Genomic DNA, 25,191 nt, shown 5'->3' on the forward strand with positions numbered 1-25,191 from the left:
TTAAAAAATCCCATTATCTACCTTAAGCAAAATTTTATGCTGTATAACAGGGATACAGGTCGTAACATTTGATCATGTCATGTGTCCGAGCATAGAATACCGCGCCATTGCTAATCTACACATAATTATATGGTTTTATATCCCGTGCAGCCGTTTTTATGATTGAAACAGGCTGACTTTATTCTTTTAGTCGGTTTTTTATACTTATGGAGGTTTTGCCACAGTGGATGTTCATAGTCTTATTCCTAAAAAACCCTCCCTAAACATCTTGTCCTTGTGCTCCCACTTGTGTGGTCAATACTATGTTAGCGTTTTTGGCTGAGTGACTGCTCTAGTTGGGCTTTGAGATAAAAGTGCTCATTTGGCGGTATATTGTACCCGTATAATAAAAAATCATGATAAATCCGTAGCTTAACACTTTAAAGCTTAAGCTACAGGATAGGGGCGTACTTTTACAGTGCATTGGTAGCTACAAGCCAAGGGCGGTAGCGTGCCTATAGCAAAAACGCAACATGGACTACGGTGGTACAAATATGCAAGAGTCCACGCTAATATTCATAAGTGCTTTTGCCTCGCTTTTTTTGATAAGAAAGGCTGCGTTTAGAATCGGATTGGTGGATAAACCTAATGTCCGTAAAAAGCATCATGGTCATGTCCCACTTGTTGGTGGTGTGTCCATTTATCTTGCGCTTTGTGTGCTTTATGTACTGCGTGCTGATTTACTTCCGCATTTTTTCCTCTATATGGGGTGCTCAACGGCACTGTTGATCGTTGGCATTATTGATGACCGCTTTGACCTGCCTGTGTTACCGCGAATCGGGTTACAGACGTGCGTGGCCATCGCGATGATGTCTATGGGGGTGTCTATTTCCTCTTTAGGACATATTTTCTTTAATAATGAGATTTTTTTAGGCTCATTGGGCTATGTCGTCACACTTTTTGCGGTCTGGGGGGCTATCAATGCTTTCAATATGGTTGATGGTATGGACGGCTTACTCGGTGGACTTTCTTTCGTCACGCTTAGTGCTTTAGTTATCGTTTTTTATCTTGGGGGAAACAATGAGCTTGCACGTTGGAGCATGTGTTTTCTGGCGGCAATGCTGCCCTATATTTTGCTAAATTCGGGTATGTTGTTTGGGAAAAAATTCAAAGTCTTTATGGGAGATGCGGGAAGTACACTGATCGGGTTCTCCGTTATCTGGTTACTGATTCTTGCGACTCAAGGTGAAAAGCGAGTAATGCAACCCGTAACTGCAGTATGGCTGATTGCTGTCCCACTTATGGATATGGCAGCCGTAATGATACGGCGTGTCGCCAGAGGGAGAAACCCTTTCAAGGCCGATCGTGAGCATTTGCATCATATCTTAATGCGTGTGGGTTTGACCCCGCATCAGGCCTTGATTGTGATTCTTCTTGTCGCGATGCTATTTGCCGCTATTGGTATTTTAGGCGAGCGTATTGGTATCGCTGAGTCTATTATGTTCAGTGTCTTTCTGATGGCTTTCTGCGGCTATTTCTGGATGATCAACCGGATATGGCGAGTGTTGACATGGTTTCGTAGAGCAACCCGAGGCTCGCATTCCGGTGTAACGAGCACCGATAAAAATGCTACCACGCCGTTAAAACGGTGAATTGCTAGCGTTTTATACCGTAGACTTCAGGGTAATCTAATAATTTATTCTCTATAATGATGGGCTATTTTGTAGGGATTTGCGCAATATTCAATCAAGAGCGATGGCATAGACAGGATGATAAAGCACAAACGAAAATTGATGCCCTTGATGGTGTCGGTAGCGCTACTTAGCGGCTGTACTTTGGTGCCTGGTTCCCACCTTTCTACTAGCGGCAAAAATGTCGTTGAGCAGCAAGATGCGGATTTCAATATTGATAAACTGGTCAATGTTTATCCATTAACCCCTTATTTAGTCGAAAAAATGCGTCCTAAGCCGCTAATAGCACAGACTAACCCTGCTTTGGAAAAGGAATTGCAGGGTTATGAATACCGTATCGGTATTGGTGATGTCATCATGGTGACTGTATGGGATCATCCTGAATTGACGACCCCAGCGGGGACGTATCGCACTGCTGCGGATACCGGTAACTGGGTGCATTCCGATGGTACGATTTTTTATCCTTACATCGGTAAAGTAAGCGTTGCAGGCAAGACGGTTACAGAAGTGCGCGATCAGATTATGGGTCGTTTAGCACAGTACATTGAATCGCCCCAGGTTGATGTCAGTATTGCCGCTTTCCGTTCACAGAAAGCCTATGTGACGGGGGAAGTGGCGACATCGGGGCAACAACCAATCACCAATGTACCCCTGACAGTGTTGGATGCGATTAACAAAGCGGGCGGGCTGACGGAAAATGCAGACTGGCGTAATATTGTTCTGACCCACAATGGCAAAGAGCAACGTCTCTCTCTTCAGGCGTTAATGCAAAACGGCGATCTTTCCCAAAACTATCTGCTTTACCCCGGTGATATCCTCTATATTCCTCGTAATGACGATCTGAAAGTGTTTGTTATGGGTGAAGTCAAAAAGCAAAGCACCCTCAAAATGGATCGCAGCGGTATGACGCTGACGGAAGCATTGGGCAATGCTGAAGGTGTTGATCAGGCCGCTTCCGATGCAACAGGAGTGTTTGTCATCCGCTCTTTGCGTGGTGCCGAAGGACCTAAGCTAGCAAATATTTACCAGTTGAACATGTCGGATGCGACGGCAATGGTGATGGGGACAGAATTCCAGCTTCAACCTTACGATATTGTTTATGTAACTACAGCGCCAATGGTTCGTTGGAATCGTGTAATCAGTCAGATTGTACCGACAATTTCCGGATTTAATGAATTAACAGAGGCGACGTTACGTATTCGTAACTGGCCATAGAAGCAAATATGTTTAATTCCATATTAGTGGTGTGTGTGGGGAATATTTGCCGTTCCCCAACTGGGGAAAGGCTGTTGAAACAGGCTTTGCCAACGAAAAAAATCGCGTCTGCGGGGTTAGGTGCATTGGTAGGCAAGCCCGCCGATGCAATGGCAACCGAGGTGGCGAATCAGCATCATCTTTCTCTTGAGAAGCATGAGGCACAACAATTAACTTCTGCTTTGTGCCGCCAGTACGATCTGATTCTGGTGATGGAGAAAGGTCATATTGACGGAGTGAGCCGCATCGCGCCAGAAGTGCGAGGTAAAACCATGCTGTTTGGTCACTGGCTAAATCAGCAGGAAATTGCTGACCCTTATCGTAAAAGCCGCGAAGCATTTGAATTCGTTTACTCACAACTTGAGCAGTCTGCGCAAAAATGGGCGCAGGCGTTGAATCGTTAATCGTCAGAGAATCCGATGACAGAGAAAACTTCAGTAAAAGTATCTGAAACCCATTCAGATGAGATCGATTTAGGGCGTTTATTAGGAACATTGCTGGATAATCGCTGGTTGATTATTGGTGTGACGGCGGTATTTACCGTTTTAGGCATTATGTATGCCATGTTAGCCACACCGGTTTATAAAGCCGATGCGTTGATTCAGGTGGAGCAAAGCTCTGGCAATTCGTTATTAAATGATATTTCCAGCATGTTGCCGGATTCTAAACCGAAATCCGATGCTGAGATAGAGCTCATTAAATCGCGTATGGTAATTGGAAAAACTGTCAATGATCTGGCATTGGATATTGATGTCCAACAAAAGTATTTTCCGGTTGTAGGCAAAGGTTTGGCTAGACTAACAAACGAAGAAACCGCAAAAATAGTGGTTTCACGTCTTGATGTGCCGGAAAGTTGGCAGGATCAAATATTCACTCTAAAGATTATTGACGGTACTCAATATTCTGTTGAAGCTGGAGATGTGTTGACTTTTACAGGCACAGTCGGACGACTTGAGACGCATAATAGTATTACATTGCTGATAAGCGATATTGCGGCTAAGCCTGGCACCGTTTTTAACATTAAGAAACTTAATCAACTGACCGCTGTGAACAGCGTATTAGATAATTTAGTTGTTGCGGACAAAGGAAAAGATACGGGAGTTCTTGAGTTAAGTCTTGAGGGGGAAGATTCCGTATTGACAAATAAAACACTGAGTAGCATCAGCCAGAACTATCTTCAGCAAAATGTAGAACGGAAATCTGAGGAAGCTGGGAAAAGCCTAGAATTTCTAAAAGAACAATTGCCAAATATACGTACATCACTTAATGAAGCTGAAAACAAGCTTAATCAATTCCGCCAACAGAATGAGTCGGTCGATCTTTCCTTAGAAGCGAAAGCAGTACTGGATACCACCGTAGCGGTTGAAGCGCAGTTAAATGAACTGACGTTTAAAGAAGCGGAAATTTCGAAACTGTATACTCGCGAACATCCCGCTTACCGCGCCCTGATGGAAAAACGCAAAACGCTGGAACAGGAAAGGGATAAGCTTAACAAGCGTGTAGGGGCGATGCCCAAAACCCAGCAGGAGATTTTACGTTTAACGCGGGATGTGCAGGCAGGGCAGGAAGTCTACATGCAGTTGCTGAATAAACAGCAGGAACTGAGCATTAATAAAGCGAGTACAGTCGGTAACGTGCGCATAGTCGACAATGCGGTGATTCAGCCTAAACCAGTGAAGCCGAGAAAAACGCTGATTGTGCTAATCGCAACGATCTTGGGTGGCTTGATTTCAACGGCTTTTGTCATACTGAAAACGCTGTTACATAAAGGTATAGAGAGCCCAGAGCAATTGGAAGAGTTAGGCATTAACGTGTATGCCAGTGTACCTCTTTCCGAGTGGCAACAGAAAAAAGACAGAGCTTTATTGAGTTCGAAAAGTAAGAAAGGCAATACGCGAGCAACGGATTTATTGGCGGTAGGTAACCCGACCGATCTAGCGATTGAAGCTATCAGAAGCCTGCGTACCAGTCTCCATTTCGCCATGATGGAAGCGAAAAACAATGTGCTGATGATATCTGGTGCTAGCCCTGCTATTGGTAAAACGTTTGTCAGTGCTAACCTTGGTGCTGTTATCGCCCAGTCAGGGCAGCGAGTACTCATCGTTGACTGTGATATGCGTAAAGGCTACGCCCATGAACTGATGGGCACTCATGGAACAGACGGTCTTTCAGATATTTTATCAGTACAGTGCAGTACAGAAAAAAGCATACGTAAAACCGGGGTGGAAAATATGGATTTTATTCCCCGTGGGCAGGTACCGCCGAATCCTTCTGAATTGCTAATGCATAATCGTTTTGCCGAGTTTGTAAAATGGGCGGGAGAACACTACGATCTGGTGTTGTTGGATACGCCGCCGATTCTGGCAGTGACTGACGCCGCAATTATCAGCCGTCACGCAGGTACTTCTCTGTTAGTTGCGCGTTTTGAAATGAATACGCTGAAAGAGATTGAAGTCGCTATTCGTCGTTTTGAGCAGAATGGTACAGAAATTAAAGGCGTTATTCTGAATGCGGTAATGAAGAGAGCAGCAAGTTATTATGGGTATGGTAATTACGATTATTATACCTACGAATATAAGTCGAAATAATTTCCTTGCATGACATACCGGTTTGCTATGGTGAATGGCAAACCGGTATCTGTATTACTGTAAATTTATACTGAATGAAAAACATATACTCATCATATTATCTATTCTCGATAACTTTTTTGGCATATTTTAAATCGCTTCTAAATGTAGCTGACTAATTTCCCTATGCCATCCTTCTGTTTTTAATATAATCATAAAGCCATATTGTTTTATCTGGTTTTTACATGTCTATCGGGGTGTTTATTTCATGAATTTACGAGTTGTTTTTAGAAAAAACAATTTTGTTAAATTGTTTTTAGCGTTGTCTGATTTTTTCTTTTTTAATTTCTCATTGCTATTTACACTATGCATGATCTATTTGCTTGGATATGACGTTTACTCGTTTATTCCAATGTCTGAATTACCCGCAAGGTTTTTATCACATATAACGCTATCGTTGTTATGCGTTGGTTGGTTTTGGATAAGATTGCGACACTACACGTACAGAAAACCATTCTGGTTTGAATTAAAAGAAATTATAAGAACACTCATCATTTTTGCCGTTTTTGACTTAGCTCTAGTTGCATTTTCAAAATGGCAATTTTCTCGTTATGTCTGGTGTATTACTTGGCTGCTGGCGATCATTCTGGTACCAGTTGGACGTGTGATAGTAAAAAGAATTTTAGACAAACTTAACCTTTGGAAAAAACATACTGTTATTATTGGTACAGGAAAAAATGCCAGAGATGCATATGCCGCTCTCCAGAGTGAAGAGGTATTAGGTTTTTCTATCGGTGGCTTCTACTCTAGTCACGATGTCGATGGTGTCCGCGATATTTTTGGTGTGCCTGTGATTAATAATGAGGAAGAACTTTGGCAACAAAGTTGTCCTAATGACACACAGTTTATTGTAGCTTTAGAGTTTGAAGAGCATGCCTTAAGAGATTATTGGTTGAAAAATCTCGCTAAGCATAATTGTCGGTCGATCTCTGTTATTCCTACATTACGAGGCGTTCCATTATATGGAACTGACATGTCCTTTATATTTAGCCATGAGGTCATGATCCTACGTGTCAGTAATAGTTTAGCAAAGAGAACCTCACGATTTATTAAGCGGACTTTTGATATTTTTGGCGCGTTAGCTATTGTTATCATACTTTCCCCTATTTTGGTATCTCTCCTTTATTTAGTCTCAAAAGATGGGGGGAATGCAATTTACGGACATGAACGAGTGGGGAGAAATGGGAAGAAATTCAAATGCCTTAAGTTCCGATCTATGGTGATAAATTCCCAAGAGGTGCTCAATGCGTTGTTGGAAAATAGTCCAGAGGCTAGAGCTGAATGGGAAAAGGATTTTAAACTCAAAGATGACCCTAGAATAACAAAAGTTGGTCAGTTTATAAGGAAGACTAGCTTGGATGAACTACCTCAGCTTTTTAATGTTCTCAAAGGAGAAATGAGCCTGGTTGGCCCAAGACCGATTATCGAAGACGAACTGGATAAATATGCCGGAGATGTCGATTATTATTTGATGGCTAAACCGGGTATGACGGGGCTATGGCAAGTTAGCGGTAGAAACGATGTAGATTATGATACCAGAGTTTACTTTGACTCATGGTATGTTAAAAACTGGTCATTATGGAATGATATCGCCATCCTCTTTAAAACTGTCAGTGTTGTATTGAAGAGAGATGGAGCATACTGATTGGATTATGTTTTATAATCTGTCCGTCACAAGCTTGTATCTATTAATTAGTGAAGAATATGAAATATTTTATAGCCATTCCAACTTATAATGGTGGTGATGTCTGGAAAGATGCAGCTGAAAGCCTAAAGCGCTATGGCCCTGATGGCATAAATGTTCAGGTGATAGATTCTGGTAGTAGAGATACAACTATTCAGGTGGCAAATAGCTTAGGCTTTAATATTATTAATATTGATGCGAGCGATTTTAATCATGGAGGTACGCGTAACCAATTAGTTGGTGCTAATGGTGACGCAGATGTAGTTATATTCCTAACTCAGGACGCAATCCCCGAGCCAGGTTATATTGAACATATTCTCTCTGCTTTCAGCGATCCAGATGTTGTCTGCGCTTATGGTCGACAGTTACCCCACCACAGCGCTAACCCAGTGGCTCAGCATGCCAGATATTTCAATTACCCAGAAAAAAGTGGCGTGTACAGTTTTCATGATGCTGAAAAAATGGGGTTGAAAACAGTTTTTATGTCCAACTCTTTCTCTGCTTATCGTATTGATGTATTCAAAGCGCTGGGCGGGTTTCCCTCAAATACTATTTTGTGTGAAGACATGTACTTTACGGCGAAATCCGTTTTGGCTGGGCATAAAGTGGCTTATGTTTCAGATGCTGTAGTTAGACATTCTCATAATTACAGCCCGTTAGATGAATTTAAGCGCTATTTTGATATTGGTGTTTTCCACGCAGATGAACCTTGGATTAGAGAAAAGTTTGGTGGTGCTGGTGGAGAAGGGAAGAGATATATTCTTTCAGAACTACGTTTTCTTTTGAAGAAAAATCTCCTATATATTCCTTTGGCTTTTATAAATAATTTTATGAAACTAACAGGGTATAAGTTAGGTCAACATTATAAACATATTCCTCGTTCTTTGGTTAAAGCTTTTAGTATGCATAAGCGCTATTGGAATTAATGCTACTTACAAGTCTGAACGCCCAGATTTGAATATTATTAGAGGTTGAGATGAGAATTATTGTAACGGGTGGAGCTGGTTTCATTGGCTCAGCTGTTGTTCGTCATATTATTAACAACACCAATGATGAAGTATTAGTCGTAGATAGCCTAACTTATGCGGGTAATCTTGATTCATTAAAATCGGTAGCAGATAATATACGTTTCAGGTTTGAACGTATCAATATCTGTGATCGTGAGAGTTTAGAACAGATATTTGATGAATATCAACCAAACGTCGTTATGCATTTGGCCGCGGAAAGTCACGTTGACCGCTCTATCGACGGCCCTGCGGCATTTATTGAAACTAATATCGTTGGTACCTATACGTTGCTGGAGGCCACACGGAAATATTGGAATATATTGGATGATAATGCCAAAAAAGCATTTCGCTTCCATCATATCTCCACCGATGAAGTCTATGGTGACCTTCATGGTACGGATGATCTCTTTACCGAAACTACCCCGTATGCCCCCAGCAGCCCATATTCAGCTTCTAAGGCATCCAGCGATCATCTGGTTCGTTCCTGGTTGCGTACCTATGGCTTGCCGACCATTGTGACGAATTGCTCTAACAACTATGGGCCTTATCATTTCCCAGAAAAATTGATTCCATTAATTATTCTCAATGCGTTGGAAGGTAAACCGCTGCCGGTATATGGCGATGGTGCTCAGATTCGTGATTGGCTGTATGTGGAAGATCACGCCCGTGCATTGTACAAAGTGGTAACTGAAGGGAAAGTTGGGGAGACCTACAACATTGGCGGACACAACGAGCGAAAAAATATTCAAGTGGTGCAAACTATTTGTCGCTTGTTGGATGAAATGTTGCCAAACAAGCCTGCTGGCATTGATAAGTATGAATCATTGATTACGTATGTTACCGATCGTCCTGGACACGATTTACGTTATGCCATTGATGCAAGTAAGATTTATAACGATTTAGGCTGGAAACCGCAGGAAAGCTTTGAGAGTGGCATTCGAAAAACAGTGCAGTGGTATTTAGAAAATGAGCAATGGTGGTGCCGGGTCAAAGATGGCTCCTATGCTGGTGAGCGCTTGGGTATAACGCGTTAATTTTGGAGATATAAAGAATATGAAAGGTATTGTATTGGCTGGTGGTTCAGGAACGCGTTTGCATCCCATTACTCGCGGTGTATCTAAACAGTTATTGCCGATTTATGATAAACCGATGGTGTATTACCCCATTTCAGTGCTCATGTTGGCGGGCATCAAAGATATTTTGATTATTTCTACGCCAGAAGATATGCCTTCATTTAAACGCCTTTTAGGCGACGGTAGTCGTTTTGGCGTTCAATTCAGCTATACCGTTCAGCCTAGCCCTGATGGATTGGCTCAGGCATTTATCCTCGGTGAGGAGTTTATTAATGGCGATCGTTGTGCGTTGGTGTTAGGGGATAATATCTATTTTGGTCAAAGTTTCGGTAAAAAATTAGAAGCAGCATCAGCACGAACGGAAGGTGCGACAGTATTTGGTTATCAGGTAGTTGATGCCGAACGTTTTGGTGTGGTTGAATTTGATGAAAATAATCGAGCGATCTCTCTCGAAGAAAAACCACTGAAACCTAAATCCAACTGGGCAGTAACTGGCCTCTATTTCTATGACGATCAGATCGTAGATATGGCTAAGCAAGTCAAGCCTTCAGCACGTGGCGAGCTTGAAATTACAACTTTGAACGAAATGTATCTGGAAAAAGGTTTGCTGAATGTCGAACAGTTAGGACGAGGTTTTGCCTGGCTGGATACCGGCACGCATGACAGCCTGATAGAAGCATCGCAATTCGTTCACACTATCGAAAAACGCCAAGGGTTTAAAGTTGCTTGTCTGGAAGAGATCGCTTTCCGCAAGGGGTGGTTGAGCAAAGAACAAGTGGCTGAAGAGGCAAAAGCCTTAAGTAAAACGAATTATGGGCAATATTTGGCCCGTTTGATTGGGGAGAAATAAGATGCAGGTTAAGGATACTCGTATTGAGGGCGTGAAAATCGTTCAGCCGAAGGTTTTTGGCGATGCAAGAGGATTTTTTCTGGAAACGTTTGAAAAACGACGTTATCAGGAGATGTTGAATATCGATCTGGATTTTGTACAGGATAACCACTCCCGATCCTCCAAAGGCGTATTACGCGGGCTGCATTTCCAGAAATCAAATCCGCAAGGAAAACTGGTGCGGGTCGTTCGTGGTGAAGTCTTTGATGTCGCTGTTGATATTCGTCCTGGCTCGCCAACTTATGGCGCTTGGGAAGGGGTGATCCTTTCAGAAGAGAATAAAACCCAATTCTGGATCCCGCCTGGCCTGGCACACGGTTTTGTTGTGCTGTCTGACGTGGCTGATTTTGAATATAAATGCACCGATTATTACAACCCGGCAAATGAAGGCTGCCTGCTGTGGAACGATTCGGACGTCGGTATCGAATGGCCTGTAACCGAGCCTCTGCTTTCTGAGAAAGACAAGTTAGGTAAACGATTTAAGGAGCTGGCGGTATGAAAATTTTACTGACGGGTGCAAACGGCCAGCTTGGCCGCTGTTTCCAGGATAGACTGCCCGCTGGATGGCAGGTATGGGCGACGGACACCGCCGAGCTTGATATCACCGATTATGAGAAGGTATTGGCGGCAGTAACAGAGTTTCAGCCGGATGCTATTGTCAATGCGGCTGCTTACACCGCGGTGGATAAAGCGGAAAGCGAACCGGAACTGGCGGCATTGGTGAATAAAACCGGCCCGGAAAATCTGGCGCGGGCTGCTAAAGAGGTTGGCGCGCGTCTGGTTCATGTATCGACGGATTATGTTTTTGACGGCAACGCCACGGTTCCTTATATAGAAACCGACAAAACCAACCCGCTGGGTGTGTATGGCAAGACCAAGCTGGACGGCGAGATTGCCGTTTCCAGTGTGCTACCTGAAGCGATTATTATCCGTACGGCATGGGTATTCAGTGAATATGGTAATAACTTCGTTAAGACGATGCTGAGGTTAGCAAAAGAACGTGATGAGTTAGGCATTGTTGCTGACCAACGCGGCTGCCCGACTTATGCCGGAGATATCGCGCAGGCAATTATTGATTTATTGAAGCAGAATGCTGATGGGGGTGTTTATCATTATTGTGGCGACAGTGAGGTTGCATGGAGTGATTTCGCTGAAGCTATTTTTTCTTCGGCGAAAAAACAGAGTATGCTTGCTAACATTCCTGTTGTTAACGCAATTTGTACTGTTCAGTACCCCACTCCGGCAAAGCGTCCTTCGTATTCAACACTGAATAACGATAAAATTATTCAGATAGGAATTATTCCTTCAGACTGGTTAAAAGCAGTATCTCTGGTTTTATCTAAACTTGATTAGATTGGTTTTGCCAGAAAGTGTTTCTATCTCCTGTGGTTTTTATTCGAGCAATGGATAAAGAGTGAAGAAAATACTAAATGACTCGGAAAATATTGTTTGTAACGCATAATAATGAAGATGAGAGTGATGGGGTTTGGAAAAAAATAATCTCTCAGGTTTCAGCCCTCAGAAATATGGGGGCTAGTGTTGATTTTTTTTACATGAAAAATTCTATCATAGTTCATGATGATGGTTTGACTCTAAAAAAAATAGAGAGTAGATATAAGTGTAAATATTTTTTCTATTATGATATAAAAAATTATATCAAAAGGGAAAATAAACAATTCCATTTGGCTTATGTACGAAAACCTCATGGTGGTTTGTTTGTGATTTTTTTATCAAGCTTGCTTGCGTTAATGAAAAAAAAAGGTGCTAAAATTATCATTGAAATCCCTACATATCCTTATAAAAAAGAATTAAAATCGTATAAAGAAAAAATCCTTAACGTTATTTTTGATTTTTCATTATTTTTTTTTAAAAGATATGTTGATGAAATTGCTTATATGGGGGATTTTACAAATGAAATATGGGGGGTGAAATCAAGGAGGATAGCTAATGGAATAGATATGAAATCCATAAAACCAATAAAGGAGAAACAAAGGAGAAAAGAAGAACCGTTAAATATTGTTGGTGTGGCAAAATTAGAAGCTTGGCATGGCTATGATCGCCTCATTGAAGGGTTATATCATTATAGAGGAAATGTACAAGTCTTATTTAACATTATTGGCTATTCACCGCATGAGTATGCTAGACTTAAAAGTATGGTTGCTGAGTATTCTTTAGAAGGAAAAGTGATATTCCATGGTAAAAAATTTGGTAAAGATCTAGATGTTTTATTAGAGAATGCTGATATTTGTGTTGATGCTGTAGCTAGGCACCGTAGTGGGAATAATACAAATAGCTCTATAAAATCAAAAGAGTACACGGCAAGAGGTTTACCTTTTATTAAGAGCCACGTTGATTACTCTTTTGGCAACGAAGAGTTTATATTACAAGTTTCGGCAGACGATAAATACATTGATATAAATGAGTTAATAATATGGAGAGAATCTCTCCCTAGTGATTTTTCTAAAAAAGAAATCGATTTTGCTAAAAAAAACCTTACATGGTCTAAACAACTTCAATTTTTATTGGAGATAAAATGAAAACTCTAGCCGTTGTGGTTTTTTATAACCCAGAAGGCGATTATTTTAATCGATGCTTATTAATAGCTTCTCAGGTAGACGAATTAATTGTTTATGATAACTCCATCGATGAAAGTGTCATCACGGAAAATAAAAAGAATATCCTGAAAATAGATAATGCAATATATTACTCGGAGGGGGTAAATAATGGTATTGGAAAAGCACTAAATTATGCAGTCATTAAATCTAAAGAAGGTGGGTATGATTTACTTTTTACGTTTGATCAAGATACAGAAGTTCCCAGTTCGTATGTTAAATCTTTAATATCATCTTATTTAAGTGAAAAAAATATAGGAGCTATCGGGCCTATTTATAAGGATATAAATGTAAATCGGGAGTGCCGTTTCCCGGTTAGTTTAGGGCCTTTTGTGGTTAGGAAGACGTTATCAGGTGAAAGCAAAATTCAAGATGTATTAAGCATTATTACATCAGGTACATTGTATCCTGTCAAAATATTCGATAAGATCGGTTTTTTTGATGAGGATTTTTTTATAGATTATATTGATAACGAGTTTTGCCTCAGGCTTCAAAAAAATGGATACCGTGTGTGTGTGGAGCCTAAAATATGTATAAATCATGCATTAGGGAATAGAACAGTAAAAAAATCGATAGTGAAATTTTCGCCTACTAACTATCCATTTTATAGGAAATATTATATTACAAGGAATAGGCTTTTTGTCTATAAACTGTATTTTTTAAAATATCCAGGATTTGTTTTTTATGATTTTTCTGCATTCGCTCTTGATTTTTTGAGAGTGATTCTATTTGAAAGTGATAAAATAAATAAATTAAAGGCATATTTTTATGGCGTTAAACATTTCATTCTAAATAAGAAAGGGAAAATTCCTTACTAAAAGTTATTTTTCATAAGTTAATTATAAAACTCGATATTAAACTATCTCAATATTATTGGCGATATTTCATTATATGAAAAAAAACATTTTGATTGTTAGGAAAAAGAGCTTAGGGGATTTTTTTTTGCTGTATATGGCAATAATTCCTTTTTTTACTTATCTAGTTGGCTACAAAAATTTAAATTATTGGATTGACAATCAAACTTATCAAAATTATTTTTTTTTGGCACAATATAACAGCTATATAGAAATAATTAAAAATGGTGTCGATCCATTATTTATCATGTTTATGAAGATATTCTCTTCATTTGAAGATGGATATACTTATTTTTTAATCGTATGTGCATTTATCACACTTGTTTTTAAATTTGCAGGATTAAAAAAGAGCACGAATAATTTTATTGTTTTATTAGCCTTATATTCATCTTATTTGTTATGCCTACATGATTATGTGCAGATAAGGATTGCATTAAGCATGGCTTTTGTTGCTTTTGGCATTTATTCTGGTAAGTCAAAGGTAATAATTTCAACTTCTTTTTTTATCGCAATTTTGATGCATGTTACATCTATTATCGTTATTCTCCCTTATCTCTTCTATACAAGGTTCGGTGCTAGATGGTTTGCCATAGTAATTATTTCTTCTTTGTTTTTACCAATGCTATTTTTTTCTGGGATTATAAAGAATGCCAGATTGGAAACTTATATTGAATTAGCGAAATATAAAGAACAATATGCCACGGCAAATATATTCGCGTCTCAACCAATACTTCAGATACTTGGTTTATTATATATATATATATCACCTAAGCTAAAAGATAATATTAAAAGCTTTGAATACTTGTTTTCTATTCTTGGTGTTTTGTTTTTTTATATGTTTATCCAGGTGCCCGTTCTATCTTTTAGACTTTTCGAAATAACAATGTTTTTTTATATTATTCTGCTGTCAAGAGTTTTTTCATCATCAAAGATAATAATGATAATTTGCAGTCTTTATGTATTAGTAGGTATAAAGAACATGTTTTTTGGAGAGTCTGCCTTGATCACTTTAGGTAATTAAAACTAATTTATTCAAACCTTATAATAACGAGATCGCATATGAATCGTCGAGGTTTTATTCATTCTATTACATATTTTATATTATGTAGTAAAAATTTAGTTTTTGCCTATCCAAAGGAAAAGATAAATGTTCTTCGGTCAATGTCTGAATTAAGAAAATACACTGCTCAATATGCAGGTGAGAAAGTAAAGTTGTCTTCTTATTATGAAAATAAAAATACTGGTGGTGGGGTTTTCGTTGCGGTAGAAGATATCAAATCAAAAGATGATGGCGGTATAAATATTCGGCAAAATAATAAGTTAATCTGGAAAAGAATAACTGATGATAGTTCAATTATAAAGCCTGAGTGGTTTGGTTGCATAGGTGATGGATTATCCGATGATGCCGATTCGTTTAATAAAATGCTTCTTTTTCTAGATGTTGGTAGTGTGGTTTTTTTTAAAAAAAATGCAATTTATTATAATGCTCTAAAAGATAGAGGCTCTGAATGGATTGTTAAGAAGGATAATATAACTATCATTGGTAACAATGCGTCATTAACTCGTAGGCCTGCAAACTCTGTTAAAACTGATGATAATTTAGCGACGCTTAAGGTAGCAGGAAATAACTTTAAAATTGTAGGTAGATTAAATATTAGTGGAAAAGAAAAAAGCACGTATCTTGTTGATAAAAATAATAATCGTATAAGTTCAAATTTTTATACAAGAGCAGTAACGAGTTCACACGGATTATTTATTCAAAATGTCAAAGGCATCTATATTGAAAATATCGTTTGTGAAGATGCCGTATTCCCATGTTTTGTATCTGGTTGCAGGGATATATATATATCAGGGCAATTTAATAACTCAGGTCAAGTCTATCCTGTAAAGGGTAATGATTTACAATTAGGATCAGGATTAAAAATATCTAACTCTGAAAGTTTTATATTAGATATTAGATCTGAAAATAGTGCATATTGTGGTTGTGAAATTGAACCAAATTGTAAAGATGGGCGAGTAAAGGTTAACTCAAGATCACCTTATATGCACGGTTGCATTTTGCATAAAAATATAGAATCAGTTATTTTAGATATAAATACAATTGAAGCAATAAAAGGTTCGGGGTTACGAATTAGTTCAGGATGTAGAAATATTTCAGGATATGTGGATGCTGATACTTGCCAGTATGCGATACTAGTTATATCAGATAAAAATGAAATTTGTAAAGAAATTAATCTAAAGGTCTCTTATAAGAAAATAATTAAAAGAGTAATTGTTATATACAATACTGAAAAAGGATCTACGTCACTAGATAAAGGCTTGTTCAAAATTGAAGGGAATGACGAAAATTTAAGAAAAAGTAATAAATATATGATTGAGCAAGATGCCGTAGTGTCGTTCTACCTAGACGGTATAAAAAAAACAAATTTTATAATAAATGATACGAGAAAAATGGTAATTGAAATAAGAAAAACAGAAAATGTTAATATTAAATTAGCTCCAGGTATAGATAGCGGGAAAATTAATTTTATTGAAGATGATAATTACTGTCTGGTAATTCCTTCTAAAGGGCATGTTTTTCCTGACTAGCTTGAAATATAACAGGATTTCATTGAAGGATAAGAGCGGTATGTTCTTAGTTATGAACTGTTAGTTAAATTTTTATTTCTGTAAATAAGTAAATTACTGATGGTTTGATTTCTTGTTTTGAATATTTATTCATGGTGTTTTATACGAGGAAGATATGTGGGCTAATATCATATTAGTAATTATTTATAATAAGACTCTTCAAGAGTCCATGACCCTGAAGACATTATCAGAATATAAATTTTATAATACTAAAGTCGTGATTCAAAATAATGGCCCCAGTGAGGTAAGTTATGATTGCGAACTTTTTGTGCGGTTGAATCAATGTTTTGATAATCAAGTTGAACTAATTAATTCCATTGATAATGTTCCCCTTAGTGTTATATATAATGATATTTTTTTAAAATATAAAGGTTCTGACAGATTCATTCTCTTAGATGATGATACTGAAATATCGGAATCCTTTGTAAAGGCAGTAAAAAATAGTAAAGTAGATTTGGAGGTTCCTAAGATAATCTCATCCGGTGACAGGTGCGTTTATTATCCTATATGTGAGAATGAGATTGTTACCACAGATAGAGACTTAGATCCAAAGTCTGCGTTATCTATTGGTTCTGGTTTAATAATAAACAACACTCTGATAGAAAAATTTAAGCGGCATGGTTTAAAACTTTTTGATGAGCACTATGCCTTATACGGTGTTGATTTTAGCCTTTTTCGTCGTATTTACAAAATTTGTACTAAAGGCGAAAGTGTAAAAATTCGATCATCTTCTTTTTTGGTGCATTCTCTTTCTAGGTTGGATGAAAGCTCAAGAAAAAATAACCTTCGAAATATAGAGCGTGCCTTAGACGTGGCTATTACTGCCAGACGCTATCCAACGTTTCATTTGCACTATTTACTTATTCGTAAATTTGTTGCTGAATCCATGAAAATGAATTGGAGCAATGTATACAATATAGCAAAGGCCTATCTCTTAGGTTGCCACCCACGGTGCTTAAAGAAGTATTGATTTTTTGAAATTTACTTGATGTGTTATTATAAATAAATGAGGTTAATGTGTTAAGGGAAATTAAATCTAAAATTCTTCGTAAAATAAAAGAAAAAAAACTGAAGGCTTTATATATCAGCAATAGTGCTAAATATGATAACGCGGCAGCTTATTCTCGATTAACTACTTATAGCTTAGCCTCATCATGTGTTAATGTAGATTCGACTGTAGAAAAAAAAATAAACTTAATCCTGCCAGGATTACCAGCAAATGGGATTTTTGCAGGGATTAAGACAGCGCTAGAATTCTCTTCTCGTTTATCATCAAGTTTATCCTTAAATATTAGGGTTATTACTTTTGGTGAATCACCAGATAACTCGACTCGTTCATGGATACAGAAGAATATATTCCCTGATAGCCGCATTGAGTTTGTGAGTGATATTGATATTGTAAACCTTAGTGTAAATGTTGATGATATTTGGGTGGCTACTTATTGGACAACAGCACATTCTTTAACTGTGGCAGCTCATTTGGGGATCATTAAACCACAAAATGTCATTTATCTGATTCAGGATTATGAATCTGGATTTCATCCGTGGTCAACAGCGTTTGCTCTGACTGAAGAAACATATTTAACGGGTTTTTGTCATGTGGTAAATTCGTATCCACTTTTTAATGCATTAAAAAAAGCGAATATACCTTGCTCCAAAGAATTGGTGTTTTTCCCTGAAATTGACTTACATATGTTGGAGAAAGCATCGGCTAATAGGAAGCTATCAAAAAAAATTCGCGTGTTATTTTATGGAAGACCAAGTAAATCTAGGAATTTATTTGATATTGGTATTGGGGCACTGACTCTTCTGGCCAAAAGAACTGATAACACTGATTATGAATTAGAAATTTTAAGTGCAGGTGAAAAACACAGTGATATCGTTCTGTCTGAAAAAGTTACATTACGCTCACTAGGCAAGTTATCATGGGATGGATATTTCAACAGACTTAGTGAAACAGATATTGTCTTTTCCCTTCAGTATAGTCCGCATCCATCTCATCCCCCGCTTGATGCGATCACAAGCGGTGCATATGCCGTCACAAATGATCTTAATGGCACGAGAGTAGGTCTACATCCTCGAATGTATGTAGCTGCTGCATCTCCTGATAAATTGGCAGATAAACTGCTTTGCGCGATCCAGGATCTACATAAAAATGGGTGTTATGAGTATGATGAGAGTTTAGTACAATCTTATGGAAGACCAATGAGTGACGTGATTGAGGCTATTTCTAAACATATCCATAACTGAGATAAGAGAATGTTATTTACTAAACAAAATATATGGAAAATGTTTTTATATTTTGTCCTCCCGTTATTGTCAGCTCTCATACCCTTTATCGTTTATCCGACAATAACAGACTTGTATGGAAATAAGGTTATTATTGCGATTGGTATTGCTCAATCCATTGGTGGTGCTGGAGCTGTAATAGGTGAACTGGGCTGGGGAGTCATAGGCCCTCAATTAGTTGCGGGATTAAACGATAATGAGCGAAAATTGTGGTATGGAAAATCTTTATCATCCCGGCTAATTTCGAGTGTTTTTTGTGTTCTCATTGCCGCATTAGTTTGCTTTCTTTTGGTTGACGATTTTTTGCTTTCTGCGATTGTAATGGCTATTGCTATTACATGTGGGGCTCTTTTACCCAATTGGTATTTGATCGGTTTAAATAAACCTGAATATATTCTCTATTATATTGTTATACCGAAACTTATATTGTGTGGTATTAGTATTTTCCTTATTAAATTCTACGGCGGTTTGATTTTTTATAGTTTGGCAATGTTATTTTCTTTTTTTATTTCAATGATGCTTTTGTCATATTTTTTAAAAGTGCCATTGATACCAGGTAAGAAAGACTTTAATGAGTTAACATTATTGTTTAAAGATCACTATCAGTTGGTTTTTGGTCGTGTTATTAGTACTTTTTATACGGCTCTACCTATTACGTTAATTGGATTTGTTAATCCTGCTGCTGTGGCTACTTTTACCGGTATTGAGCGACTTTTCAGAATGGCGCTGTCTATTTTAAGTGGATTTCCTAGTAGATTACAAAGTTGGATCGGAACGGCACCAGCAGATGAACGCGCTAAGAGAATAAAAATTTCGATTATTATTAATTTTTGTGTTGGCCTATTTAGCATGGTAGGGTTTACTATCTCGTGTTATTTTATTAGCCCATACATATACTCAAATACAATTAATGTTAGCCTGGAGTATTCTCTCCTTGCCGGCGTTGTCGTTGCTACAATTTGCACATCGAGAGGATATGGCTTAGCTTTAGTTGCTATGGGGGTTTCGAAAAAAATATCAATTGCAAATATAGCTTCAGCGATAGTCGGTGTGTCAGCTATCTGTATTCTGGGCTATTATTATGGTGTATGGGGCGGACTTTTGGGGGAGATTTTAGCAGAGATTGCGGGTTTGTTAACTCAGCTATTTTATTACAACAAACATGTGAGTAAATTGAAATTACATTCTTGTTAAATAATCAACGCTCATACGTATTATAAAATTGTTTTTATTTATATCACTATTACTAATGGTTGCGTTTTTTATAAAATGTGGTGGAATTAAAATAAATGACTACCATTTTAAATGGTTTTCAGTTTTATGATTGTTGACTGATAAGTTGTCTTTATTCTAGGTGAATTAAATTATGAAAATAGCAATTGCCGGTACAGGTTATGTTGGCCTGTCTAATGCCATTTTGTTGGCGCAACACAATGAAGTCGTAGCAGTTGATATCATCGAGGAAAAAATTAATTTACTTAATAAAAAAAAGTCGCCTATTGCTGATAATGAAATAGAAAATTTCTTAGAAAATAAAGATCTCAATTTTCTTGCGACAATAGATAAAAATCTTGCTTATAAAGATGCTGACTTTGTTATTATTGCTACACCGACTGATTATGATGCAAAAAAAAATTATTTTAATACTAGCTCTGTAGAATCGGTCATTCGGGATGTTTTGGCAATTAATCCGCGTGCAGTGATGGTTATTAAATCGACGATTCCTGTCGGTTTTACTCAGCAGGCAAAAACTCGGTTCAATACAGAAAATATTATTTTTTCTCCTGAATTTTTGCGAGAGGGAAAGGCGCTTTATGACAATTTACATCCATCAAGGGTCGTGGTTGGTGAGAATTCAGAACGCGCTAAGACATTCGCTGGTTTGTTGTTACAAGGCGCAATTAAAAAAGATGTCCCTGTGCTGTACACGGATTCGACAGAAGCAGAAGCCATCAAACTTTTTGCGAACACATATTTAGCTATGCGCGTGGCTTACTTTAATGAACTGGATACTTACGCGCAAACCTTAGGGCTTAATAGCAAGCAAATTATTGACGGTGTTGGTTTAGATCCGCGTATTGGCACACATTACAATAATCCATCGTTTGGTTACGGTGGGTATTGTTTGCCTAAGGATACAAAGCAGCTACTCGCTAACTATGATTCTGTGCCGAATAACTTAATTGGCGCAATAGTAGAGGCGAACCGCACAAGGAAGGATTTTATCGCTGATTCTATCATTGCGCGCAATCCTAAGGTTGTGGGGATCTACCGCTTGGTCATGAAAGCCGGGTCTGACAATTTCCGCGCATCTGCTATTCAAGGGGTGATGAAGCGAATCAAGGCTAAAGGTATCGAAGTCGTGGTTTATGAACCCGTTCTTAGAGAAGAGAATTTTTTCAGATCTCGAATTATTGACGATCTTGACGAGTTCAAGAAAGCTGCCGATGTCATTATTTCAAACCGTATGGCGCCAGAATTATCTGATGTCGTAGAAAAAGTCTACACACGTGACCTCTTCGGTTCGGATTAGGTGTAATCTTAGTGTCATAAGTGGCGCTATGGCATTACGCTACGGAAGTAATCAACCAAATAAAAACCATCAGATTGAAGAGAGTCAATCCATGACATCATTGAAAGCGATTATCCCTGTCGCAGGTTTAGGGATGAATTTGTTACCGGTGACCAAGGCCATTCCTAAGGAAATGTTGCCACTGGTTGACCGTCCGGTGATTGAAAAAATCGTCAACGAGTGTGTGCGGGCAGGGATTAGAGAAATCGTTCTGGTTACACATGCGTCGAAAAACGCGATTGAAAACCATTTTGATACCTCGTTTGAGCTTGAGTCTTTGCTGGAGGAACGCGCTAAGCGTCAATTGTTAGCCGAAGTTCAGGCTATCTGTCCGAAAGGCGTGACAATTATGAACGTTCGTCAGGGAGAAACGCTGGGGTTGGGGCACGCGGTTTCCTGCGCTCGCCCAATCGTTGGCGATAACCCGTTCGTGGTAGTGTTGCCTGATGTGGTACTGGATGAGAGCACAGCCGATCAGACAAAGGAAAATCTGGCGCTGTTGATTTCCCGTTTCGAAGAAACTGGACGTAGTCAGGTACTGGTGAAACATCGCCCTTATGAGGTATTGCCAGAGTACTCTGTTGTCGATTGTGAAAAACCATTGGTGAATCCAGGGGATGCGGCTGCGATTACGTCAATGGTTGAGAAACCTGAGGCACCCTCTGACACAGGCTCCGATCTTTCTGCGGTAGGGCGCTATGTTTTAACTGCTGATGCCTGGCCACTGCTGGAGAAAGCACTCCCTGGTGCATGGGGGCGTATTCAGTTAACAGATGTGATTGCCGATATGATCGCGACCAAACAGGTTGATGCAGTGCAGATGTCGGGTAAGAACTTTAACTGCGGACGCAAACTGGGTTACGCGCAGGCATTTGTGTCTTATGGGTTACGCAATCCTGAGTTCGGTGCCGAATTTAAAGAAAGTATTAGGGCACTGCTGAAGAAGTAATAATAAGTGGTAGCATGCTGTAAAACCGCAGTTCGTTGAATCGTTCTGCGGTTTTTTCTTTTCCCCGCCATACGTTCCGATTGGGTGAGCTTTCTCTATTAAACCAATCACTACCCACTCACGCAAAGCTGAGTTACCATGTTGACCTGTTTTTAAATTGCTTGCGAGGTCACAACGCGAGGCGTTGTCGCTGTTGCAGGCAGGTTATCCTTCAGACAGGAGTTGCTTTAATGTCCAAACAGCAAATTGGCGTTGTTGGTATGGCGGTGATGGGGCGCAATCTGGCGCTGAACATTGAGAGCCGTGGCTATAGCGTTTCCATCTTTAACCGTTCTTCCGATAAAACCGATGAAGTTATCGCGGAAAACCCAGGTAAAAAACTGGTGCCTTCTTACACCGTTGAAGAGTTTGTCGAATCCCTGGAAAAACCCCGCCGTATTCTGCTGATGGTGAAGGCTGGTGAAGCAACCGATAAAACGATTGAATCGCTGAAACCTTATCTGGAGAAGGGTGATATTCTGATCGATGGCGGTAACACTTTCTACAAAGATACGATTCGCCGCAATCGCGAATTGTCCGCTGAAGGGTTTAACTTCATCGGTACAGGTGTATCCGGTGGGGAAGAAGGCGCGTTGAAAGGGCCTTCCATTATGCCGGGCGGCCAGAAAGAAGCTTATGAATTGGTTGCTCCGATTCTGGAACAGATTGCTGCGCGTGCTGATGGTGAAGCTTGTGTGACCTACATTGGCGCGGATGGTGCGGGCCACTATGTCAAGATGGTGCATAACGGCATTGAATATGGTGATATGCAGCTCATTGCTGAAGCCTATGCATTGCTCAAGCAGGCACTGAACCTGGGCAACGATGAGCTTGCAGCGACGTTCTCCGAGTGGAACAAAGGCGAATTAAGCAGCTACCTGATTGAAATTACGGCTGATATCTTCAAGAAAAAAGATGAAGACGGTAAATATCTGGTTGATGTGATTCTGGATGAAGCGGCTAACAAAGGTACCGGTAAATGGACTAGCCAAAGTTCTCTGGATCTGGGTGAACCGCTGTCACTGATCACGGAATCCGTTTTTGCACGTTACCTCTCTTCACTGAAAGATCAGCGTGTAGCGGCGTCTAAAGTACTGACTGGCCCGACCGCTCAGTCATTCGATGGTGATAAAGTCGAATTCGTTGAAAAAGTACGCCGTGCGCTGTATCTGGGCAAAATCGTTTCTTACGCTCAGGGCTTCTCACAGTTGAAAGCGGCATCAGATGAAAATAACTGGGATCTGAATTACGGTGAAATCGCCAAGATTTTCCGCGCAGGCTGCATTATTCGTGCACAGTTCCTGCAAAAAATTACCGATGCGTATGAGCAGAAAGCGGATATCGCTAACCTGCTGTTAGCTCCTTATTTCAAGAAAGTGGCTGACGAATATCAGCAAGCGCTGCGAGACGTGGTATCCTACGCTGTACAGCAAGGTATTCCGACACCAACATTTTCCGCGGCAATCGCTTATTACGATAGCTACCGCTCAGCCGTGTTGCCTGCTAACCTAATTCAGGCTCAGCGTGACTATTTCGGTGCACATACCTATAAGCGTACGGATAAAGAAGGCGTATTCCATACCGAGTGGCTGGAATAATCGTTTCTTATGCTTAGGTAATGCTGTTTTTAATAAAACGCCAGAGTAGGAAATATCTGGCGTTTTTTTGTATTGACTAACCAGTGTATTGATATCGTCAGGATATTTATGGTTTTTTTTCTGAAGCATTGTAAGTTTCATTAAAGAAATCTGATTTGCTACCGAGATCATTGCTGTTTATTACATCGGGATCTTGCTATTTTTACTAATGTTGCAAAAATTGAGTTGTAGTTTTGCTTTCTGGTGTTGCTTAACAGAGGTGGTTTGATCGCCATTGAACTGTAACTCATTACTGGGAGGATCCCGGTAACGGTCCGTAACGACGCAAAATTAAATCGATTTGGCGTTGTTGCTGACTGGAATGAAGGACGGGGTATGGTCTTTTCGACGGTACTCCACCCTGAAGTACTTCATGTTTAAAAGGAAATCGTAATGAAGAAAACGTTAATCGCACTGGCCGCTGTACTGGCTATGTCGTCAAACGCGTTTGCTGTTGATGGCGTCTCTAGCACCAACTCAAATGCAGGGGCTGCTGGCGCTTCAGCAACGACCTTCGCATCTGGCTCAACGGGGTTGGTTGCTGTTGGTGTTGCTGCCGCTGTAGCTGTCGGTGTTGCTGTTGCTGTTGCTGAAAATGATGACGGCGGTAGCACTGGTACCTCTACTACGACGGTAACTGGTACACGTTAATTTCGTGTTTTATTCTAAGGCCACTTCGGTGGCCTTTCTTTTTCCAGGCTGCGTTGTTCAACGAGAACTGCATTTCATGACAAAAATAAAACGAATGGCAAAGGTACGTTCGCTGATTGCCATACCTCTTTTATCGATTGTGTTGACTGGCTGTTCCCAAAATGTGGAGCAGGTGGGGAAAACATTTAAACTGGCGTTTTTTGGTCAGGATGATACCCATGTGACGGCGAAACAGGTTGCCAATACACCTTATGCGTCGGCTTATCTGAAGGTGGGGAAAGCGCCGCAGGCGTTTGTTGTGCTCGCTTTTGCCGAACAGAATCAGTTGAAATGGATCGGGGCCGATAAAAATATGGTCGCGACCCAACATGGCCGTTTAGTGAAAACACAGGGCTTCGGCGAAGACATTACCTATGTGGATAATCTGCAACAGGATCCCCTGACATTAGGTCTTTTGAAGACATCGACGCCAATGACATGGCAAAGCCGAGTTGAGTGGGCTCAGGTCTTCCGTGGTGGTTACGATACGCACTCCGCTTTTCAGGCCCGTGGTAAAGAAATGATAAAAATTCTGGATACCTCACGTGAGCTGCTGCGCTTTGATGAGCAGGTTACCGTCCCCGCCTTAAATGAATCTTACACGAATAGCTACTGGCTCGATCCGACTAACGGAAGTGTGATTCAAAGCCAGCAGCATATGGGGCCGGGTATGGCATTGGTCACATTCACCGTATTAAAACCCTACGTACAATAAGG

The 25,191-nt window shown here is 39.7% G+C and carries 22 protein-coding genes; all 22 read left to right on the forward strand.

Annotated elements, in window-relative coordinates; genetic code table 11:
* The first annotated feature begins 533 nt into the window (after nucleotides 1-533).
* The 22 genes from wecA (at nucleotide 534) to KP22_RS01540 (ending at nucleotide 25,189) form a co-directional block, all read left to right on the forward strand.
* Nucleotides 534-1,631 carry a UDP-N-acetylglucosamine--undecaprenyl-phosphate N-acetylglucosaminephosphotransferase gene (gene wecA / locus KP22_RS01435; RefSeq protein ID WP_039321928.1) on the forward strand — a complete coding sequence of 366 codons (1,098 nt, stop codon included), beginning with the start codon at nucleotides 534-536 and terminating at the stop codon, nucleotides 1,629-1,631.
* 117 nt (nucleotides 1,632-1,748) lie between these two features.
* Entirely contained in the window at nucleotides 1,749-2,885 is a 1,137-nt protein-coding gene (locus KP22_RS01440; protein WP_039321932.1) for a polysaccharide export protein, read from the forward strand.
* An 8-nt stretch (nucleotides 2,886-2,893) separates the two neighbouring features.
* Entirely contained in the window at nucleotides 2,894-3,328 is a 435-nt protein-coding gene (locus KP22_RS01445) for an arsenate reductase/protein-tyrosine-phosphatase family protein (RefSeq protein ID WP_039302237.1), read from the forward strand.
* A gap of 15 nt (nucleotides 3,329-3,343) precedes the next feature.
* Nucleotides 3,344-5,512, forward strand: coding sequence for a tyrosine-protein kinase Wzc (gene wzc / locus KP22_RS01450; protein ID WP_039321935.1), 2,169 nt, complete (start codon nucleotides 3,344-3,346; stop codon nucleotides 5,510-5,512).
* A gap of 247 nt (nucleotides 5,513-5,759) precedes the next feature.
* Entirely contained in the window at nucleotides 5,760-7,196 is a 1,437-nt protein-coding gene (wbaP, locus tag KP22_RS01455; RefSeq protein WP_039321939.1) for an undecaprenyl-phosphate galactose phosphotransferase WbaP, read from the forward strand.
* A 59-nt stretch (nucleotides 7,197-7,255) separates the two neighbouring features.
* Nucleotides 7,256-8,161 carry a glycosyltransferase family 2 protein gene (locus KP22_RS01460; protein WP_039321942.1) on the forward strand — a complete coding sequence of 302 codons (906 nt, stop codon included), beginning with the start codon at nucleotides 7,256-7,258 and terminating at the stop codon, nucleotides 8,159-8,161.
* Nucleotides 8,162-8,211: 50 nt separating this feature from the next.
* A complete protein-coding gene (rffG, locus tag KP22_RS01465; protein WP_039302249.1) occupies nucleotides 8,212-9,276 on the forward strand; it encodes a dTDP-glucose 4,6-dehydratase in 1,065 nt (354 codons plus the stop codon).
* Between the two features lie 19 nt (nucleotides 9,277-9,295).
* Complete coding sequence (gene rfbA, locus KP22_RS01470) at nucleotides 9,296-10,165, forward strand: glucose-1-phosphate thymidylyltransferase RfbA (RefSeq protein ID WP_039302252.1); 870 nt, start codon at nucleotides 9,296-9,298, stop codon at nucleotides 10,163-10,165.
* Between the two features lies 1 nt (nucleotide 10,166).
* Entirely contained in the window at nucleotides 10,167-10,703 is a 537-nt protein-coding gene (gene rfbC / locus KP22_RS01475) for a dTDP-4-dehydrorhamnose 3,5-epimerase (RefSeq protein WP_039321945.1), read from the forward strand.
* The gene (gene rfbD / locus KP22_RS01480; RefSeq protein ID WP_039321948.1) at nucleotides 10,700-11,557 is read left to right on the forward strand and encodes a dTDP-4-dehydrorhamnose reductase; all 858 of its coding nucleotides are present in this window, start codon (nucleotides 10,700-10,702) and stop codon (nucleotides 11,555-11,557) included. The genes rfbC and rfbD overlap by 4 nt, the downstream gene beginning before the upstream one ends.
* 77 nt (nucleotides 11,558-11,634) lie before the next feature.
* Nucleotides 11,635-12,741, forward strand: coding sequence for a glycosyltransferase (locus tag KP22_RS01485; RefSeq protein ID WP_039321950.1), 1,107 nt, complete (start codon nucleotides 11,635-11,637; stop codon nucleotides 12,739-12,741).
* Nucleotides 12,738-13,634 (forward strand): glycosyltransferase family 2 protein, encoded by an 897-nt coding sequence (locus KP22_RS01490; RefSeq protein WP_039321954.1) that lies wholly within the window; start codon nucleotides 12,738-12,740, stop codon nucleotides 13,632-13,634. The genes KP22_RS01485 and KP22_RS01490 overlap by 4 nt, the downstream gene beginning before the upstream one ends.
* 73 nt (nucleotides 13,635-13,707) lie before the next feature.
* Entirely contained in the window at nucleotides 13,708-14,691 is a 984-nt protein-coding gene (locus tag KP22_RS01495; protein WP_039321957.1) for an EpsG family protein, read from the forward strand.
* Nucleotides 14,692-14,729: 38 nt separating this feature from the next.
* A complete protein-coding gene (locus tag KP22_RS01500) occupies nucleotides 14,730-16,259 on the forward strand; it encodes a hypothetical protein (protein WP_156107254.1) in 1,530 nt (509 codons plus the stop codon).
* Between the two features lie 208 nt (nucleotides 16,260-16,467).
* Nucleotides 16,468-17,268, forward strand: coding sequence for a glycosyltransferase family 2 protein (locus tag KP22_RS01505; RefSeq protein ID WP_244879994.1), 801 nt, complete (start codon nucleotides 16,468-16,470; stop codon nucleotides 17,266-17,268).
* A gap of 47 nt (nucleotides 17,269-17,315) precedes the next feature.
* Entirely contained in the window at nucleotides 17,316-18,548 is a 1,233-nt protein-coding gene (locus KP22_RS01510; protein ID WP_039321967.1) for a rhamnosyltransferase WsaF family glycosyltransferase, read from the forward strand.
* 9 nt (nucleotides 18,549-18,557) lie between these two features.
* Nucleotides 18,558-19,781 carry an MATE family efflux transporter gene (locus tag KP22_RS01515; protein WP_039302283.1) on the forward strand — a complete coding sequence of 408 codons (1,224 nt, stop codon included), beginning with the start codon at nucleotides 18,558-18,560 and terminating at the stop codon, nucleotides 19,779-19,781.
* A gap of 172 nt (nucleotides 19,782-19,953) precedes the next feature.
* Nucleotides 19,954-21,120, forward strand: coding sequence for a nucleotide sugar dehydrogenase (locus KP22_RS01520; RefSeq protein ID WP_039302288.1), 1,167 nt, complete (start codon nucleotides 19,954-19,956; stop codon nucleotides 21,118-21,120).
* A gap of 91 nt (nucleotides 21,121-21,211) precedes the next feature.
* Nucleotides 21,212-22,108 carry a sugar phosphate nucleotidyltransferase gene (locus KP22_RS01525; RefSeq protein WP_039302879.1) on the forward strand — a complete coding sequence of 299 codons (897 nt, stop codon included), beginning with the start codon at nucleotides 21,212-21,214 and terminating at the stop codon, nucleotides 22,106-22,108.
* A 230-nt stretch (nucleotides 22,109-22,338) separates the two neighbouring features.
* Nucleotides 22,339-23,745 carry an NADP-dependent phosphogluconate dehydrogenase gene (gene gndA, locus KP22_RS01530; RefSeq protein ID WP_039321970.1) on the forward strand — a complete coding sequence of 469 codons (1,407 nt, stop codon included), beginning with the start codon at nucleotides 22,339-22,341 and terminating at the stop codon, nucleotides 23,743-23,745.
* A gap of 432 nt (nucleotides 23,746-24,177) precedes the next feature.
* Nucleotides 24,178-24,435: an exopolysaccharide production protein YjbE gene (yjbE, locus tag KP22_RS01535; protein ID WP_039302294.1), complete on the forward strand. Its 258-nt coding sequence runs from the start codon at nucleotides 24,178-24,180 to the stop codon at nucleotides 24,433-24,435.
* A 76-nt stretch (nucleotides 24,436-24,511) separates the two neighbouring features.
* Entirely contained in the window at nucleotides 24,512-25,189 is a 678-nt protein-coding gene (locus KP22_RS01540) for a YjbF family lipoprotein (protein ID WP_039321973.1), read from the forward strand.
* The last annotated feature ends 2 nt before the right edge of the window (nucleotides 25,190-25,191 follow it).

Origin of the sequence: Pectobacterium betavasculorum (genome assembly GCF_000749845.1) — a bacterium.
GTDB classification, from domain to species: domain Bacteria; phylum Pseudomonadota; class Gammaproteobacteria; order Enterobacterales; family Enterobacteriaceae; genus Pectobacterium; species Pectobacterium betavasculorum.